This is a genomic window from Microbacterium arabinogalactanolyticum (assembly GCF_030268005.1).
GTDB classification, from domain to species: domain Bacteria; phylum Actinomycetota; class Actinomycetes; order Actinomycetales; family Microbacteriaceae; genus Microbacterium; species Microbacterium arabinogalactanolyticum.
The window spans coordinates 853,554-870,123 of sequence record NZ_BRZC01000007.1 but is presented as its reverse complement, the minus strand read 5'-3'; the positions used below and the strand labels follow the sequence as shown (position 1 = coordinate 870,123).

Here is a 16,570-nt window from a genome sequence, read left to right as displayed (position 1 = left end):
TCAGACGTGGTCGCGCCAGGAGTGCTGCGGGTCGAAGCCCAGCACCTCCCGCGCGTGATCGATCGACAGCAGCGTCTCGTTCGGGCCGACCTCGCGGGTGACCGGCACGCCGGGGAAGACCTCCGCGATCAACTCGGCGTTGGGCCGTGACATCACGGTGTCGGCCGCGGCGATGATGAAGCGGTCGAACCCGGGCTTCGCCACCTGCAGCGCCCGCTCCACCGCCTGCGCGCCGTCGCGGGCATCGATGTAGCCCCACAGGTTCCACTTGCGCTGCAGCGCATCGGCGTCGAACGAGGGGAAGGCCGCATAGTCCTCGGGCACCATCACGTTCGAGAAGCGCAGGGCGGTGATCGACAGGTCGGGATGCCAGCGCACCAGCTCCCTGGCCAGCTGCTCCTCGAGCGTCTTCACCAGCGAGTACACCGATTCGGGGCGCGCCGGGTACTCCTCGTCGACCGGGATGTAGGGCGGCGGCACATCGAACGGCAGGCCCAGCACCGTCTCGCTCGACGCGTAGACGATGCGGCGGATGCCGAGCCGCACGGCCGCCCAGAACACGTTGAACGTCGCGGGCATGTTGTTGTGGAAGGTCGCGACGTCGGTGCGGATGCCGGGCGCGGGGACCGCGCCCAGGTGCACCACGGCGTCGATGCCGTCGTGCCGGTCGCCGACGGCGGTCAGCGCGTCCACCACCTGCCCGTAGTCGGTGAGGTCGACCTGCACGAAGTCGGGGGCGCGCGTGCCCAGGACATCCATGCCGATCACGTCCCAGCCGTGCGCGCGCAGTTCGCGGGCGACGACGGCGCCGAGCTTTCCGGATGCCCCGGTGAGTGCGATGCGCATGTGTCGTCCTTCCGTCGGGTGCCTGTTCTGCAACGTTATATGGTGACTGTGTCCGGAACAGGGGGAGAAGTCGCATGGCTGTGACGCTGCATGATGTGGCGAGGCTCTCGGGCGTCTCGATCAAGACCGTCTCGAACGTCATCAACGACTACCCGCACATCCGCCCGGCCACGCGCGAGAAGGTCGAGAAGGCCATCGCCGAGCTCGGCTACACGCCGAATCTCACCGCCCGCAACCTGCGCTCGGGCCGGACCGGTGCGATCGCCCTCGCCCTGCCCGATCTCAGCCTCGCGTACTTCGGCGAACTCGCGGCGCAGGTGATCAGCGAGGCCGAGGCGGCCGGCGTCGTCGTGCTGGTCGAGCAGACCGGAGCGGACCGCGACCGCGAGCTCGAGCTGCTGCGCAGCCCGCGGCTGAAGCTCACCGACGGACTGATCTTCAGCCCGCTGGGCATGGGCCAGGAGGACGTCGCCGCGCTCGACGTGCCCTATCCGATGGTGCTGCTGGGCGAGCGCATCTTCGACGGGCCCACCGATCACGTCACCATGCGCAACGTGGAGGCCGCGCGCGCCGCGACCGAGTACCTGCTCTCGCTCGGCCGCCGCCGCATCGCCGTGGTGGGAGCGCACGAGGGCGAGGTGATCGGCTCCGCGGCTCTCCGGATGGAGGGCTACCGGCAGGCGCTGGATGCGGCCGGCATCCGCTACGACGACGACATCATCGGCTACACCACCCTCTGGCACCGCGCCAACGGCGCCGATTCGATGCGCGAGCTCCTCGCGCGCGGCGCCGAGTTCGACGCGGTCTTCGGGTTGAACGACACGCTCGCGCTGGGTGCGATGCGGGTGCTGCAGGAGGCCGGACGGCGGGTGCCCGACGACGTCGCCGTGGTGGGCTTCGACGGCCTCGACGAGGCCGAGTACTCGATCCCGTCGCTGACCACGGTCGACCCGGGCCGGGACTGGATCGCGAAGACCGCGGTCACCACGCTGCTCGCGAGGATCGCCGGAGAAGCGGATGCTGCGCCGCAGACCCTGCTGAGCGACTTCCGCATCCTCGAGCGGGAGTCCGCGCCCACGGTCTGACGCATCCGCCGGTAATCGTCATTGACAGCTCGCCGTGTTCGGGTCACAATGCATTTACAACGTTTACTACAACGTTGTAAAGAACCTCACTCCGAGAGGAAGACCCAGCACAATGAAGTTCCGGATCCTGGCCGCCGTGGGCGTCATCGCCCTCGCCGGCACCGCAATCACCGGCTGCGCAGGCGCGAGCGCCTCGGGCGGCGACACCAACGAGCTCACCTTCATGTTCCGCGGCAACGACGCGGAGAAGGCGGCGTACACCGCTGCGATCAAGCAGTTCGAGAAGGACAACGACGCGAAGGTCAAGATCATCATGACCACCGCCGACGACTACAACACCAAGCTCAAGGCCGCGATCACCGGGCACAAGGTGCCCGACGTGTTCTACATCGGCCCGGGCGACGTGCAGTCCTACGCCAAGTCGGGCGTCATCACCGACATCACCAAGCAGGTCGAGAGCGCGCCGAACGTCGGCGACATCTGGGACTACGGCATCGACAGCTACCGCTACGACGGCAAGGTGCAGGGCAAGGGCTCGATCTACGCCGTGCCCAAGGACCTCGGCCCGTTCTCGTTCGGCTACAACAAGACGATGTTCGAGAAGGCGGGCATCCCGCTGCCCGACAAGGACAAGCCCTACACCTGGGCCGAGTTCGCCGAGGTCGCGAAGAAGCTGACCCAGGACACCGACGGCGACGGCAAGCTCGACCACTGGGGCACCGGCCTGAACGTCACCTGGAACCTGCAGTCCTGGGTGTGGTCGAACGGCGGATCCTGGCTGAACGACGATCAGACGAAGGTCACCGTCGACACCCCGGAGTTCGCCGAGGCGCTGCAGAACTTCGCGGATCTGAAGTCGGTCAGCCCGTCCACGACCGAGTCGGCGAGCCTGGACACCTATCAGCGGTGGATGAAGGGCGAGATCGGCTTCTTCCCGGTGGGACCGTGGGACGTGCCCACCTACGAGAAGCTCGACTTCGACTGGGATCTGATCCCCTACCCGGTCGGTGAGACGGGTGAGCCGGCCACCTGGATCGGCACGCTCGGCATCGCCGTGAGCGCGAGCACGAAGAACCCCGATCTCGCCACGAAGCTCGCGCTGTACCTCAGCACGGACAAGACCGCGCAGCAGTCGCTCGTGGACGCGGGTGTGCAGATCCCGAACCTGAAGAGCATGGCCGATGCCTGGGTGACCGGCTCCGACCTGCCGCCGGCCAACAAGCAGGAGTTCCTGGACATCGTCAAGGACTACGGCCGCGCCCTGCCCGCCAACAACACCTACAGCGGGGAGTGGTACGACGAGTTCTGGAAGAACATCCAGCCGGTGCTCGACGGCAAGGTCACGGCCGCGGACTACGTGAAGAAGGAGCAGCCTGCGATGCAGAAGCTGCTCGACAAGGCCATCCAGGACGCCCAGCTGGGTTGATCCCGTCCCGCGGGGGCGTCCGCGACGGACGCCCCCGCCTCCTCTCTCCGGCCCACGGCCGGACCGCATCTCACCCTGGGAGGTGGATCGTGGCAGCACTGCCGCACGCCGCACGTCGTTCCACGCTGCATCGCCGGGAGCACCTGACCGCGCTCGCCTTCATCGCCGTGCCGGTCATCGGCTTCCTCATGTTCATCGCGTTCCCGATGCTCTTCGCCGTGTACGTCTCCTTCACGAAGTGGAACGGCCTCACCGCACCCCGGCCCAACGGCATCCAGAACTACATCGACATCTTCTCCGACCCGTACTTCTGGCAGTCGATGGGCAACACCGTCTTCATGATGATCGGCATCCCGATCGGGCTGATCCTCTCGCTGCTGCTCGCACTCGCGCTGAACCGCAGGATGCGCGGCACCACCTTCTTCCGCACGGTCTACTACGTGCCGGTGATCTCGTCCCTCGCGGCGGTCGCCATCCTGTGGCAGCTGGCGTACAACGGCGACGTCGGACTGATCAACCACCTGCTCGCGCTGGTCGGCATCGACGGACCCAACTGGCTGCAGGATCCGGTCTGGGCCAAGCCCGCGATCGTCATCATGGCCATCTGGAAGGGCCTCGGCTTCTCGATGCTGCTCTACCTGGCGGCGCTGCAGTCCGTGCCCCGTCATCTGTACGAGGCCGCCGCGATCGACGGCGCCGGCGCATTCCGCCAGTTCCGGTACATCACCGTCCCGATGCTGCGGCCCGTGACCTTCTTCCTGGTCATCACGAGCATCATCGGCGGATCCCAGATCTTCATCGAGATCAACATCATGACCCCGACCGGCGGCCCCGAGTTCTCCACCGCCTCCATCGTCTGGTACATCTGGCAGAAGGCGTTCAACTACTCGCAGATGGGCTATGCGACGGCGATGTCGGTCGTGCTGGGGCTCCTGGTCTTCGTCGTCACGGCGATCCAGTTCCAGATCAACCGTCGTTCCCAGTTCTCCATCGAGTGAGGCAGCCATGACCATCGACGCACCTGACACCGTGGCCACCGTCGTCCCGTCCCCGGGAGGTGGGCGACGCCTCGCCGACACCATCGGCCGGCCCGTGCGCTCCGCTGCGCGCACGCGCAGTCACCGCCTGACGAACGTGATCCTGACGATCGTGCTCTCCCTCGGCGGGATCGTGATGATCGCGCCGCTCGTGTGGACCCTCAGCACTGCACTGAAGTCCAAGTCGGCCGCACTGACCGACCCTCTGCAGTGGATCCCCGACCCGATCCAATGGGACAACTTCGTGCGGGTGTGGGATGCCGGCCCGCTCGCCTCGGGCATCGCGAACAGCCTCATCGTCTCGGTGACCGTGACCGTCATCGGCACCGGGTTCTCGGCGCTCGCCGCGTTCGCGTTCGCGAAGATGCGGCTGCCCTTCAAGAACGCGATCTTCCTCTCGCTGCTCGCCGCGATCATGATCCCGTTCCCGACGATCATGATCCCGCAGTTCATCATGTTCGCGAATCTCGGCCTGGTGGACACCCTGTGGCCGCTGATCCTCCCTGGACTGTTCGGGAACATCGTGATGGTCTTCTTCCTGCGGCAGTTCCTCGACTCCGTGCCGGACTCGATCATCGAGGCGGCCAAGCTCGACGGCGCGGGTTATCTGCGCATCTTCACGACGCTGATCTTCCCCGCGATCCGTCCCGCGGTCGCCGCGCAGTTCATCCTCTGGTTCATGGCGGTGTGGAACGACTACCTCGCACCGGTCATCTACCTGAACACGCCGGCGAAGCAGACCCTGCAGGTCGTGATCGCGACCTTCAACTCGACCTATGCGACGCAGCGCGACTACCCGCTCATCATGGCGGCGTCGTTCATCGCGCTGATCCCGGTGCTGCTGGTGTTCGTGATCTTCCAGAAGCAGATCATCGAGTCCGTCGCGCTGACCGGGGCGAAGGGCTGATCGTGCACGACCTCGACACCGGCTCCTGGGGAGCCCGCAACGCGCACGACCCCACGATCGTCCGCGGTGACGACGGGCTCTGGTACATGTTCTCGACCGATGCCGCGGCCGGCGTCGACAGCATCCCGGCGGGTGCGCACGTGCGCACCTCTTCCGACCTGGTGGAGTGGACGTTCCGGGGCACCGCCCTGCCCGGTGTGCCCGCCCCCGCCGCGGAGTGGTCGGGCGCCGTCGGGCTGTGGGCCCCGGAGGTCGTGCGGTGGCCGGATGCCGCCGGCGCACCGCACGGAGGGGGTGCCGAGCCGCGCTGGCACATGTACTACTCGGCGTCGACCTTCGGGTCGCGCACCTCGGCGATCGGGCTGGCCACGGCATCCGATCCCGCCGGGCCCTGGACCGACCGCGGCATCGTGATCGCCACCAGGCATGACCGCGACGAGGTCAACGCGATCGACGCGGCCGTGGTGTTCGACCGGGCCGGATCCCCGTGGATGATCTACGGCTCGTTCTTCGGCGGCATCCACGCCGTGGAGCTCTCCCTCGCGACCGGCAAGCGGCTGCGCGAGGAGCAGGGCACGCTGATCGCGCGCCGTCCGCGCAGCGTGGACGGCGCGATCGAGGGCGCCTATGTCGTCGAGCACGACGGACGCTACTTCCTGTTCGTCTCCTACGACTCCCTCGCGGACTCGTACAGCGTGCGGGTCGGCGTCTCGGATGCCATCACCGGACCCTACGTCGATCAGCGGGGGCGCGAGATGACGTCCCCCTCGGAGGAGGAGGCGCAGGCGACCGGCACGAAGGTGCTCGGCGGTCTGCGGTTCCCCGGCGGCGTGGGCCTGATCGCGCCCGGGCACAACTCGATCTTCCGCGTGGGCGGTGACGTGTTCATGGTGCATCACGTTCGTCTCGCGGACGCGCCCGCGCAGCACGAGGCGCAGGTCCGCCGCGTGCACTGGACGGCATCCGGCTGGCCCGTCGTCTCACCGCATCCCTACGCGGGCGCGGACACCGAGCGGCTGCCGGTCGCCGAGCCGATCGCGGGGGAGTGGGATGCTGTGCGCTTCGCGCCCGAGGTGTCGGCGCTCGTCGACGCGCGGCGCGTCGAGATCACGGCCGACGGGATGTCGGACGGAAGCCCGGCGGTGCGGGTGCTCGTCGTCGGCGGCGCGATCCTGGACGCCGTCGTGTTCGGCGCCTGGGATCCGGTCGCCGGGCGCAGCGTGCTCGCGTTCAGTGGCATCGACGCGGACGGTGTCGTGTGGAGCGGCTCGAAGACGGTGACGGCATGACCGGGCATCCCCTGAGGGGTGACGCGCAGCCCGCCCTCGGCTGGGCCGGCCGCGCCATGCAGATGCTGGGTGCGGTCTGGTCGCTCGTGCTCGTGAACCTGCTGTTCCTCGCCGGAGCGATCGCCGGGCTCGTCGTGCTCGGGGTCATGCCCGCGGCGACGGCGGCGGTGTCCGTCCTGCTCCGCGACACCGACGGCATCGACCGCGACGGAGGTGCCACACGGATCTTCCTGCGCACCTACCGACGCGAGTTCCGGCGCGCCAATCTCACCGGCGCCCCGCTCCTGGCCGCGGCTGCGCTGCTGACGGCGGATGCCCTGGTGCTGCCGCACCTGAGCGGGCCGGCCGCCGCGGCGCTCGTCGTCCTGACCGCCGCGGCGGCCGTGGTCGTCGTGCTCACCGGCGTCGTCGCCGTCACACTGCTGGCCCGTTACGACGACCGCCCGGCGGCGGTGCTGCGCTACGCGCTCGGCATCGCCCTGACCGCACCCCTCACCGCCACGGGAGTGGTGCTCGCCCTCGCGTCCTGCGGCATCATCGCCGCCGTCCTGCCCGTCTTCGTCCCGCTGGCAGGAGCGTCGCTCCCGCTCGGGATCGCCGCACGGCTCATCGACCGCCGGCTCAGGACGCTCGACCCCGGGCATCCGGACCACTGACCCCACCCATCCAGAAAAGGAACACCGTGACCCAGGCACGCATCTCCATCGACCGCGAGGCGGTCGTCGCCCCGATCGATCGGCGCATCTTCGGCTCCTTCGTCGAGCACCTCGGCCGCTGCGTCTACGACGGCATCTACGAGCCCGGCCACCCGACCGCCAACGAGGACGGCTTCCGCCTGGACGTCGTCGACCTGGTGCGCGAGCTCGGCTCGACCACGATCCGCTACCCTGGCGGCAACTTCGTCTCCGGCTTCCGCTGGGAGGACTCCGTCGGCCCGCGTGAGAACCGTCCGGTGCGCCGCGACCTGGCCTGGCACTCGCTGGAGACCAACCAGGTCGGCGTCGACGAGTTCGCCCGCTGGCTGAAGCTCACCGGCTCCGAGCTGATGATGGCCGTGAACCTCGGCACCCGCGGCATCGAGGCGGCGCTCGACCTGCTCGAGTACTGCAACCACCCGTCCGGCACGGCCTTGAGCGATCAGCGGATCGCCAACGGCACGACCGAGCCTCACGACATCCGGATGTGGTGCCTGGGCAACGAGATGGACGGACCCTGGCAGACCGGGTACATGACCGCCGACGACTACGGCAAGCTCGCCGCGCGCACCGCGCAGGCCATGAAGGCCGCCGATCGCACCCTCGAGCTCGTGGTGTGCGGATCGTCCGGCTCGTCGATGCCGACCTTCGGCGACTGGGAGCGCACGGTGCTCGAGCACGCGTACGAGCACGTGGACTTCATCTCCTGCCATGCCTACTACCAGGAGCGCGGCGGTGACCTGGACTCGTACCTGGCGTCGTCGCTGGACATGCAGTACTTCATCGAGACGGTGGTGGCCAGCGCCGACCACGTCGGCTACAAGCTGAAGTCGAAGAAGAAGATCAAGCTCTCCTTCGACGAGTGGAACATCTGGTACCTCGACGAGCACCAGGCATCCGACGAGGTCAACGACGAGTGGCGGTACGCTCCGCGTCAGCTGGAGGACGTCTACTCGGTGGCGGATGCCGTGGTGCTCGGCAACCTGCTCATCACGCTGCTGAAGAACCACGACCGGGTCGCCTCGGCGTCGCTGGCGCAGCTGGTCAACGTGATCGCCCCGATCATGACCGAGCCCGGTGGCGACGCCTGGCGCCAGACCACGTTCTTCCCGTTCTCGGTGACCTCGCGCCTGGCCAAGGGCGAGATCATCAGGCCGCGCATCGAGGCGGACACCTACGCGACGAAGGTCTACGGCGACGCGCCACTGGTCGACTCGGTGGTCACGACCGACGGCGAGGGCTCGGCGGTGTTCCTGGTGAACCGCAGCCGGAGCTCGGCCATCACCGTCACGATCGACGCGGCCGAGCTCGGCGTCACCTCGGTCGACGAGGCGGTCACTCTGTGGGACGACGACGTGTACGCCAAGAACACGCGCGCCGACCAGAACCGCGTGGGGCTCAAGCCGCTGGAGGGCGCCGTGCTCGCCGACGGCGTGCTCACCGTGACGCTGCCCCCGGTCTCATGGTCGGCGCTCGCGCTGTCGTGAGGCGTTCGATCCTGCGCCTGGCCGGCGCGGCCGCCGCGGCCATCACCGCGGCGGCCGCGCTGGCCGGCTGCGCACCCGCGGTCGCCGCACCGCCGCAGCTGAGCGGCGACGTGTTCGTGCACGACCCCGCCTACGTGCACACCGACGACGGCGACTTCGTGTACTCCACCGGCGACGGCCGCATCGCCGACGGGAACATCCAGATCCGCCGTTCCGACGACGGCGCGGACTGGGAGTACGCGGGGGAGGTGTGGCAGCAGAAGCCGGCGTGGCTGGAGGAGGCGGTCCCCGGCGTCGACAACCTGTGGGCGCCGGAGCTCTACCGGCACGACGGCACCTGGTACCTGTACTACGCGGCGTCCACCTTCGGCAGCAATCGGTCGGTGATCGCGCTGGCGACGAACACGACTCTCGACCCCGATGACCCCGACTACGAGTGGGTCGACCGCGGGGAGGTGATCGGCAGCGCTGGCACCGACTTCAACGCGATCGACGCGGGCATCGTCGAGGACGCAGACGGCACGCCCTGGATGGCGTTCGGGTCGTTCTCCTCCGGCATCCGGATGGTGGAGCTCGAGTGGCCGAGCGGACTGCGCGCCGACGACGCCGAGCCGCTGCGGCTGGCCGACCGGGGCCTGGTCGAGAACGCCATCGAAGCGCCCTACATCGTGCCCCACCACGGCTGGTTCTACCTGTTCGCCTCGCGCGGCTTCTGCTGCAAGGGCGTGGACAGCACCTACGAGATCATCGTCGGCCGGTCGAAGGACGTCCGCGGCCCCTACCTGGATGCCGACGGCGGCAGGCTGCTCGAGGACGGCGGCACGGTCGTGCTCACGACCGACGGCGACCGCATCGGGCCCGGCGGCCAGTCGGTCTCGGGCGGGATGCTGGCCTTCCACTGGTACGACGGCGCCGCCGAGGGCGTGCCGACCCTCGGCATCCTGCCGCTGGAGTGGACGGACGGCTGGCCGGCGGTCCATCCGTCTGCGGGCTGACAGCACCCGCCGCGAGAAAGTCCTTGTCTCGCCGACCCGGCCTCTGCTACCGTGGCCCTAGTTTAATCAGGGGTTAGTTTTATCCCTGTTCATTCCACCCGGTCGACGCCGACCGGGTCGCGCAGAGAGGCGGGGGATGATACCGACGCAAGCACCACGACGACGGAAGTCGCTGTGGGGGCAGATCAGGAGCAGCAGGATGCTGATCCTGATGTGCGTCCCCGCCATCGCGTTCTTCCTCGTCTTCAACTACGCGCCGCTGCCCGGCATCTGGATCGCGTTCACCGACTTCAACTACCGCGACGGCATCTTCGGCAGCCCCTTCGTGGGGTTCAAGAACTTCGAGTTCCTCGTGAAGTCCGGGATGCTGTGGGATCTCACGCGCAACACGATCCTGTACAACGTCGCGTTCATCGTGCTCGGCAACGTGCTGCAGATCGCGATCGCGATCATGTTCAACGAGGTGCGGCTGAAGTTCTTCAAGAAGATCACGCAGGGCGTCATGTTCCTGCCCTACTTCATCTCGGTCGTGCTCATCGGCGTGATCGCCTTCAACCTGCTCAACTACGACAGCGGAGCGCTGAACACGCTGATCAAGCAGACCGGCGGCGACCCGATCAAGATCTACAGCATGGCCGGGCTCTGGCCGCTGATCATCATCATCGTGCACCTGTGGCAGAGCACCGGCTACGGATCCATCGTCTACTTCGCGGCGATCATGGGCATCGACAAGGGACTGTTCGAGGCGGCCGAGATCGACGGGGCATCCGCCTGGCAGCGCATCCGGTACGTGATCCTGCCCAGCCTGAAGCCGACGTTCATCATCCTCTTCCTGTTCTCGCTGGGCGGGATCATGAGCGGCAACTTCGGTCTGTTCTGGAACCTGGTCGGCAACAACGCTGCGCTGTTCTCCACCACCGACATCATCGAGACCTCCGTGTACCGGATGGTCATGTCGCAGAACAACTTCACGACCTCCACGGCCGTGGGGCTGTACCAGTCGCTGTTCGGCTTCGCCATCGTCATGACGGCGAACTGGCTCGTTCGAAGGATGAACAAGGACTATGCCCTCTTCTGACCTGACGATGAACCCGCCCGTCACCGACACCGGCGCGACGAAGACCCTGCTGCTGCCCACGCGGGACAAGAGCCTGTTCGCCCGCTCCCCGCGGCCGCGCTCGATCAGGCTCTCGGCGAGCGACCGCTGGCTGCGCGGCATCTCGTACGTGTGGATCACGCTCTTCGCGCTGTTCTGCCTGCTGCCGTTCGTGCTGATCGTCTCGGCCTCGTTCTCGAGCGAGGCCGCCATCCGCAAGGACGGGTTCGGCCTGCTCCCGAAGGGGTTCAGCCTCGCCGCCTACGAACTGATCTTCCAGGCGCCCAGGCAGATCATCGGCGCCTACGTCGTCACGGTCACCATGACCGTGCTCGGCACGGCGATCGGCCTGTTCATCATCGCGATGACGGGGTTCGCGCTGTACCGGCAGGACTTCCCGTTCCGGAACCACATCTCGTTCTTCATCTACTTCACGACGCTGTTCTCCGCGGGGCTCGCCCCCACGTTCCTGTGGATCACGCAGGGGCTGCATCTGCGGGGCAGCTACCTCGCGGTGTTCCTGCAGCTGCTGATGACGCCCTGGCTGATCATCCTGATGAAGAACTTCATGCGCACGGTGCCCTACGAGATCGTCGAGTCGGGCAAGATCGACGGCGCCGGCGACTTCCGGATCTTCGCGCAGCTGACGCTGCCGATGATGAAGCCCGCGCTCGCGACCATCGGACTCTTCCTCGCCCTGGCCTACTGGAACGAGTGGTACCTGTCGTCCCTCTATCTGGGCAGCACGGTCGAGTTCAAGCCGCTGCAGTACTACCTGTACAACATCATCAATACGGCCAACGCGCTGCGGAACTCCGTCGCCGGAGCCAACGTCAGCATCAGCGACCTGCCCTCCAACACCTTGAAGATGGCCAGCGCCGTGGTCGCCACCGGCCCGATCCTGCTCTTCTACCCGTTCGTCCAGAAGTACTTCGTCAGCGGCATCACGATCGGAGCGGTCAAGGGCTGATCCCGCCGACGTCCCTGCCCGCATGTGCGGGCGCCACCCCGCAATCCCCTCACCCCTGAAATCACTCACCCTGAACACCACTAGGAGACTCGCAATGAAGAGAAGGATCCTCAAAGCCGGAGCGGTCATCGCGACCCTCGGGATCGGAATGACCATGCTGGCCGGCTGCACCGCATCCGGCGAGGACGACCCGAGCAAGCCGACCAAGATCACGATGCTCGTGCTCGGCGACAAGCCGACCAACGGGCGTCTGGAGGCGATGCTCAAGAAGCTCAACGCGAACCTGAAGAAGCAGGCCAACGCCACGCTCGACCTGTTCTACGTCGAGTGGGCCGACTGGCAGACGCAGTACAACGTGCAGCTGCTCTCGGGTGACGACAAGGTCGACCTGATCACGACCGCGACCGACTGGCTGTTCGGATGGGAGAACGCCGAGAAGGGCGCCTTCCTCCCGCTCAGCGAGGACATGCTCAAGGCCAACGCGCCGAAGACCTGGGCGCAGGTCGAGAAGTCCGGCGACTGGGACCTCACCAAGCTCGACGGGAAGATCCAGTTCATCCCCGAGGACGACTACACCCAGTACACCAACCACGGGTTCTTCTACCGCGGCGACTGGGCGAAGGAGGCCGGCTTCGCCGACGGCACGATCAGCACCTTCGAGGACTTCACGAAGTACTTCCAGTGGATCAAGAAGAACAAGCCCGAGGCCTACCCGTGGGACGTCGCCTCGACCGGCGGGAACGACGCCGTGCTCACCGGCTACCTGCAGGGGCACACCGACCAGATGCCGCTGCAGGGCGTGAGCGCGGGCAACTACGCGCCGTTCACCACCTCGGAATCCGACCCGGGCGAGGTGACCTCCTGGTACATGGAGGGCGACGAGCTGGAGAAGGCCGCCGAACTGGCCAAGGAGTGGAACAGGCTCGGCGTCTGGCGCGAGGACGCGCTGAACTACGACGGCGACACCCGCGAGGAGTTCTACTCCGGGCTGTCCGGCACCGACCAGCACCACACCCAGACCTTCATCGGGCAGATCTGGAACAACATGACCACCAAGCAGCCCGGCTCCGAGCCCAAGATGTTCTACTGGGGCCAGGAGAACGGCAACCTCTACAAGGACATCAAGACGCACGGCGCGATGGCCGTCAGCGCGAACTCCAAGCACCCCGAGAAGGCGCTGCAGGTGTACGACCTGATCCGCAACGACAAGGCGGACTACGACCTGCTCAACTTCGGCATCGAGGGCACCGACTACGTGATGAAGGACGGCAAGCTCGGGTATCCCGAGGGCTACGACGCGTCGAAGGACTCCCTGGGCTCCAACTTCTGGGCCGGCCGCATGGACGAGTTCGAGCCGGCCAAGGTCACCGACGACCCCGACCGCGACAAGATCTACGGCGCCCTCGACAAGGTCGCCCGCGACTACCCGTACTCCACGCTGATCATCGACAAGAGCAGCATCGACCCGACGCTCGCCGCCATGGGCGCCGTGCTCTCCGAGTACATCCCGCAGCTGAACTACGGCAAGTTCGACGACCCGGCCAAGGCCATCAAGGAGATGCGCCAGAAGCTGAAGGACGCCGGCTACGAGGATGTGCGCGCGTCGCTGCAGAAGGACGTCGACGCCTGGGCGAAGGACCACCCGCTCAAGTAGTCACTGCACGCCACCGCCGGGTGGGCCCGCCGCGCGGGCCCACCCGGCCACCACGAGAGGACCAGGAATGGGAAGCATCTTCGCGGCCGACTCGCCGCTGATGAGGACGCTGACGCGCATCGCCGACGTCATGATCCTCAACATCCTGTTCATCGTGACCGCACTCCCCGTGATCACGATCGGGGCCGCGCTGACCGCCCTGAACTTCACCGCGATGCGCATCGCGACGGGGACCGACCGGACGATCACCGGCGACTACCTGCGGTCATTCCGCGGCAACCTCCGTCAGGCGACCGCGATCTGGGGCATCCTGCTCGGTCTCGCTGCGGTGCTGGTCGCCTGGTACGGGGTCATCTCGGCTCTCGTCACCGATCCCGTCGTGCAGTTCGTCCTGTACGCCGGCTGGTACATCATCGTCTTCCTGGTCGTGGTCATGACGCTGTGGGTGTTCCCGTATCTCGCCAAGTTCGAGGGCAGCATCCGGGAGACCCTGCGCAACGCCCGCCTGCTCTCCTGGCGGCACCCCCTGACGACCCTCTTCGCTCTGACCGTGATCGTCCTCTGCGCGACGGTCACGGTGTTCTCGCCGCAGGCGACCGGCTACGGCCTCCTCTGGCTGCTGATCGGCTTCGGCGGCATCGCCGTGGTCGACGGCACGCTCTTCGCGCGGATCTTCGACAGGTACATCCACTCATCCGAGGAGGGCTGAGGGCGTGCAGACGTTCACGGTCGACAACTGGCGCTTCGCGCTCGCCGATCATCGCGAGGCCTGGATGAAGGGCTTCGACGACGCCTCCTGGCGCGCGGTCGCGGTGCCGCACGACTGGAGCATCGAGCAGGACTTCGCGCCCGAGCACTCCAGCGGCACCGGTTACCTGCCGGGTGGCATCGGCTGGTACCGCGCGCACGTCGCGCTGTCGTCGCTCGCCCTGGCCCCCGATTCGCGCGTCGAGCTCGCCTTCGGCGGTGTGTACAAGAACGCCGACGTCTGGGTCAACGGCTACCACCTCGGCGGCCGGCCGAACGGCCATGTCCCGTTCTCGTTCGAGCTGACCGAGCTGCTCTCGTACGCTCTGGATGACGACCTCGTGATCAGCGTGCGGGTGGACCGCACCGAGATCTCCGACTCGCGCTGGTACAACGGGGCGGGTCTCGTGCGGCCGGTCGCACTGGAGGTGCACGGGCCGGTGCGAGTGCTCAGCACCGGCTTCTCGACGGCCGAAGCGAATGCCGCTGAGGCCACCGTGCACGTCGAGCAGCGGATCGACGGCGCCCTCGACGAGCCCATGACGGTTCAGGTGCGGCATGAGCTGCGCTCGCTGGCATCCGACCGCGTGCACGCCGTCGAGACCTCGGTCGATCTCCCCGCGGGCGGGACGGCCGATGTCCGCTCCGAGCTGCGGATCGCAGATCCGGACCTGTGGTCGGACACCGCGCCTGAGCTGTACCGGCTGACCACCACGCTGAGCTGGGACGGTGCCTCGGCGTCCTGCCAGGAGACCGTCGGCATCCGCACCTTCGCCTTCGATCCCGATCACGGCTTCTCGATCAACGGCGAGCCCCGCATCCTGAAGGGCGTCTGCCTGCACGAGGACGCCGGATGCTTCGGCGTCGCCGTGCCCGCCGCGGTCTGGCTGCGACGGCTGCTGAAGCTCAAGGAGATGGGCTGCAACGCCGTGCGCATGGCGCACAACCCGCACGCCGCCGAACTGCACGCGCTGTGCGACGCGCTGGGCCTGTACGTCATCGACGAGGCGTTCGACGAGTGGGAGAGCCCGAAGAACAAGTGGTGGCAGGGGCACAACGTCTACCCGCCCCGGCATGAGGGATACGCCACGCACTTCCCCGACTGGCACGAGCGGGATCTCCGCGCGCAGATCGAGGCGCACCGCAACCATCCGTCGATCATCGCCTGGAGCATCGGCAACGAGATCGACTACCCCAACGACCCGTACGCCAGCCCGCTGTTCGAGGAGATGACGGGCAACAACGACGCCGCGAAGCCCGCCGAGGAGCGCAGATACGACCCCAACCGTCCCGACATCCGCCGGCTGACCACCATCGCGCGGCGACTCGGCGCGATCGTGCGGGACGCCGATCCGACCCGGCCGGTGACGCTCGCCGCGGCGTTCCCCGAGCTGAGCAGCCGCACCGGGCTGCTCGATGACCTCGACGTGGTCGGCTACAACTACAAGGAGCACCTCTACGAGGAGGATCATCTGCGCTTCCCGGAGAAGCCGTTCCTCGGCAGCGAGAACGGCCACGGGTACGCGCAGTGGCGCGCCGTGACCGACAACGCGTTCATCGCGGGGCAGTTCCTCTGGACCGGCATCGACTATCTGGGCGAGGCGCACGGCTGGCCCGTCCATGGCTCCGGTGCCGGTGTGCTCACGATGGCCGGTTTCGCCAAGCCGGGCTGGCATCTCCGACGCAGCTGGTGGGCGGACGAGCCGGTCGCGCACCTCGCGGTGCGCGTGACTCCGGATGCCGCGGACCGCAAGGAGTTCTGGCGGCATCCCGTCTCGCGGCACTGGCAGGACGCGGATGCCGGGACGGTCGAGGTGACCTGCTTCGCCGCGGGCGGCGAACCGCGGCTCACGCGTGACGGGGCGGATGTGCCGCTGTCCTTCGACGACGACGGCGGATTCTGGACCGCGGTGATCCCGGCATCCGAGGCCGTCCTCGTGCTGGAGGTGCGCGACGGCGACGACGTGGTCGCGCGTGACGAGCTGCGTCGCGCGGGGGAGCCGGCGCGTCTCGACGTCTCGATCTGGCGGGCACCGGCGGATGCCGTGCGGCGCTGTCGCGCCGCGGGCGTCGCGATCGACGGCGTCGCCCAGATCGAGTGCGAGCTGGTCGACGTGGACGGTCGGCCGGTCAAGGGCGAGCTGCCGGTGACCGTGGAGTCGAGCGGCAGGATCCTCGGCCTGGAGAACGGGGACCTGGCCGACGTCACGTCGTACAGCGACCTGCAGCGGAGCACGTACGACGGCCGGCTCGCCGTGTTCGCACGCAGCGGGGAGGGCGCCGCCGTGCGTCTGAGCGCGCCGGGGGTCGATGCTGTTACGGTGCAGATATGAGAG

Annotated in this window: 14 protein-coding genes; 13 read left to right on the top strand and 1 reads right to left on the bottom strand. The window is 67.6% G+C overall.

The window, feature by feature from the left end:
* Positions 1-846 (bottom strand): NAD-dependent epimerase/dehydratase family protein, encoded by an 846-nt coding sequence (locus tag MIAR_RS15640; RefSeq protein ID WP_285637827.1) that lies wholly within the window; start codon positions 844-846, stop codon positions 1-3.
* Positions 847-920: 74 nt separating this feature from the next.
* Between MIAR_RS15640 and MIAR_RS15635 the strand changes: the two genes are divergently transcribed.
* The 13 genes from MIAR_RS15635 (at position 921) to MIAR_RS15575 (ending at position 16,567) form a co-directional block, all read left to right on the top strand.
* The gene (locus tag MIAR_RS15635) at positions 921-1,931 is read left to right on the top strand and encodes a LacI family DNA-binding transcriptional regulator (RefSeq protein ID WP_285637825.1); all 1,011 of its coding nucleotides are present in this window, start codon (positions 921-923) and stop codon (positions 1,929-1,931) included.
* Positions 1,932-2,043: 112 nt separating this feature from the next.
* Positions 2,044-3,357 carry an ABC transporter substrate-binding protein gene (locus MIAR_RS15630; protein ID WP_285637823.1) on the top strand — a complete coding sequence of 438 codons (1,314 nt, stop codon included), beginning with the start codon at positions 2,044-2,046 and terminating at the stop codon, positions 3,355-3,357.
* 89 nt (positions 3,358-3,446) lie between these two features.
* The gene (locus MIAR_RS15625) at positions 3,447-4,355 is read left to right on the top strand and encodes a carbohydrate ABC transporter permease (protein ID WP_285637821.1); all 909 of its coding nucleotides are present in this window, start codon (positions 3,447-3,449) and stop codon (positions 4,353-4,355) included.
* Between the two features lie 7 nt (positions 4,356-4,362).
* The gene (locus MIAR_RS15620; protein ID WP_285637819.1) at positions 4,363-5,301 is read left to right on the top strand and encodes a carbohydrate ABC transporter permease; all 939 of its coding nucleotides are present in this window, start codon (positions 4,363-4,365) and stop codon (positions 5,299-5,301) included.
* 2 nt (positions 5,302-5,303) lie between these two features.
* Positions 5,304-6,590 carry an arabinan endo-1,5-alpha-L-arabinosidase gene (locus MIAR_RS15615; protein ID WP_285637817.1) on the top strand — a complete coding sequence of 429 codons (1,287 nt, stop codon included), beginning with the start codon at positions 5,304-5,306 and terminating at the stop codon, positions 6,588-6,590.
* On the top strand, positions 6,587-7,246 hold the full coding sequence (locus tag MIAR_RS15610; RefSeq protein WP_285637815.1) for a YesL family protein: 660 nt from the start codon (positions 6,587-6,589) through the stop codon (positions 7,244-7,246). Before MIAR_RS15615 ends, MIAR_RS15610 begins: the two co-directional genes overlap by 4 nt.
* Before the next feature lie 26 nt (positions 7,247-7,272).
* Complete coding sequence (arfA, locus tag MIAR_RS15605) at positions 7,273-8,772, top strand: arabinosylfuranosidase ArfA (protein WP_285637814.1); 1,500 nt, start codon at positions 7,273-7,275, stop codon at positions 8,770-8,772.
* Complete coding sequence (locus MIAR_RS15600) at positions 8,769-9,767, top strand: arabinan endo-1,5-alpha-L-arabinosidase (RefSeq protein ID WP_285637812.1); 999 nt, start codon at positions 8,769-8,771, stop codon at positions 9,765-9,767. Before arfA ends, MIAR_RS15600 begins: the two co-directional genes overlap by 4 nt.
* Before the next feature lie 199 nt (positions 9,768-9,966).
* Positions 9,967-10,845, top strand: a complete 879-nt coding sequence (locus MIAR_RS15595; protein ID WP_285637810.1) for an ABC transporter permease — start codon at positions 9,967-9,969, stop codon at positions 10,843-10,845.
* Positions 10,832-11,833, top strand: a complete 1,002-nt coding sequence (locus MIAR_RS15590) for a carbohydrate ABC transporter permease (protein ID WP_285637808.1) — start codon at positions 10,832-10,834, stop codon at positions 11,831-11,833. The genes MIAR_RS15595 and MIAR_RS15590 overlap by 14 nt, the downstream gene beginning before the upstream one ends.
* Positions 11,834-11,927: 94 nt before the next feature.
* A complete protein-coding gene (locus MIAR_RS15585) occupies positions 11,928-13,487 on the top strand; it encodes an ABC transporter substrate-binding protein (protein WP_285637806.1) in 1,560 nt (519 codons plus the stop codon).
* Positions 13,488-13,554: 67 nt separating this feature from the next.
* Entirely contained in the window at positions 13,555-14,196 is a 642-nt protein-coding gene (locus MIAR_RS15580; RefSeq protein ID WP_285637804.1) for a YesL family protein, read from the top strand.
* A gap of 4 nt (positions 14,197-14,200) precedes the next feature.
* On the top strand, positions 14,201-16,567 hold the full coding sequence (locus tag MIAR_RS15575; protein ID WP_285637802.1) for a glycoside hydrolase family 2 TIM barrel-domain containing protein: 2,367 nt from the start codon (positions 14,201-14,203) through the stop codon (positions 16,565-16,567).
* The last annotated feature ends 3 nt before the right edge of the window (positions 16,568-16,570 follow it).

What these genes read in the sequence shown, in the direction of transcription:
- MIAR_RS15640 (WP_285637827.1), bottom strand. Translation starts at nt 846, where the DNA reads ATGCGCATCGCACTCACCGGGGCATCCGGAAAGCTCGGCGCCGTCGTC.
- MIAR_RS15635 (WP_285637825.1), top strand. Translation starts at nt 921, where the DNA reads ATGGCTGTGACGCTGCATGATGTGGCGAGGCTCTCGGGCGTCTCGATC.
- MIAR_RS15630 (WP_285637823.1), top strand. Translation starts at nt 2,044, where the DNA reads ATGAAGTTCCGGATCCTGGCCGCCGTGGGCGTCATCGCCCTCGCCGGC.
- MIAR_RS15620 (WP_285637819.1), top strand. Translation starts at nt 4,363, where the DNA reads ATGACCATCGACGCACCTGACACCGTGGCCACCGTCGTCCCGTCCCCG.
- MIAR_RS15610 (WP_285637815.1), top strand. Translation starts at nt 6,587, where the DNA reads ATGACCGGGCATCCCCTGAGGGGTGACGCGCAGCCCGCCCTCGGCTGG.
- MIAR_RS15595 (WP_285637810.1), top strand. Translation starts at nt 9,967, where the DNA reads ATGCTGATCCTGATGTGCGTCCCCGCCATCGCGTTCTTCCTCGTCTTC.
- MIAR_RS15590 (WP_285637808.1), top strand. Translation starts at nt 10,832, where the DNA reads ATGCCCTCTTCTGACCTGACGATGAACCCGCCCGTCACCGACACCGGC.
- MIAR_RS15585 (WP_285637806.1), top strand. Translation starts at nt 11,928, where the DNA reads ATGAAGAGAAGGATCCTCAAAGCCGGAGCGGTCATCGCGACCCTCGGG.
- MIAR_RS15580 (WP_285637804.1), top strand. Translation starts at nt 13,555, where the DNA reads ATGGGAAGCATCTTCGCGGCCGACTCGCCGCTGATGAGGACGCTGACG.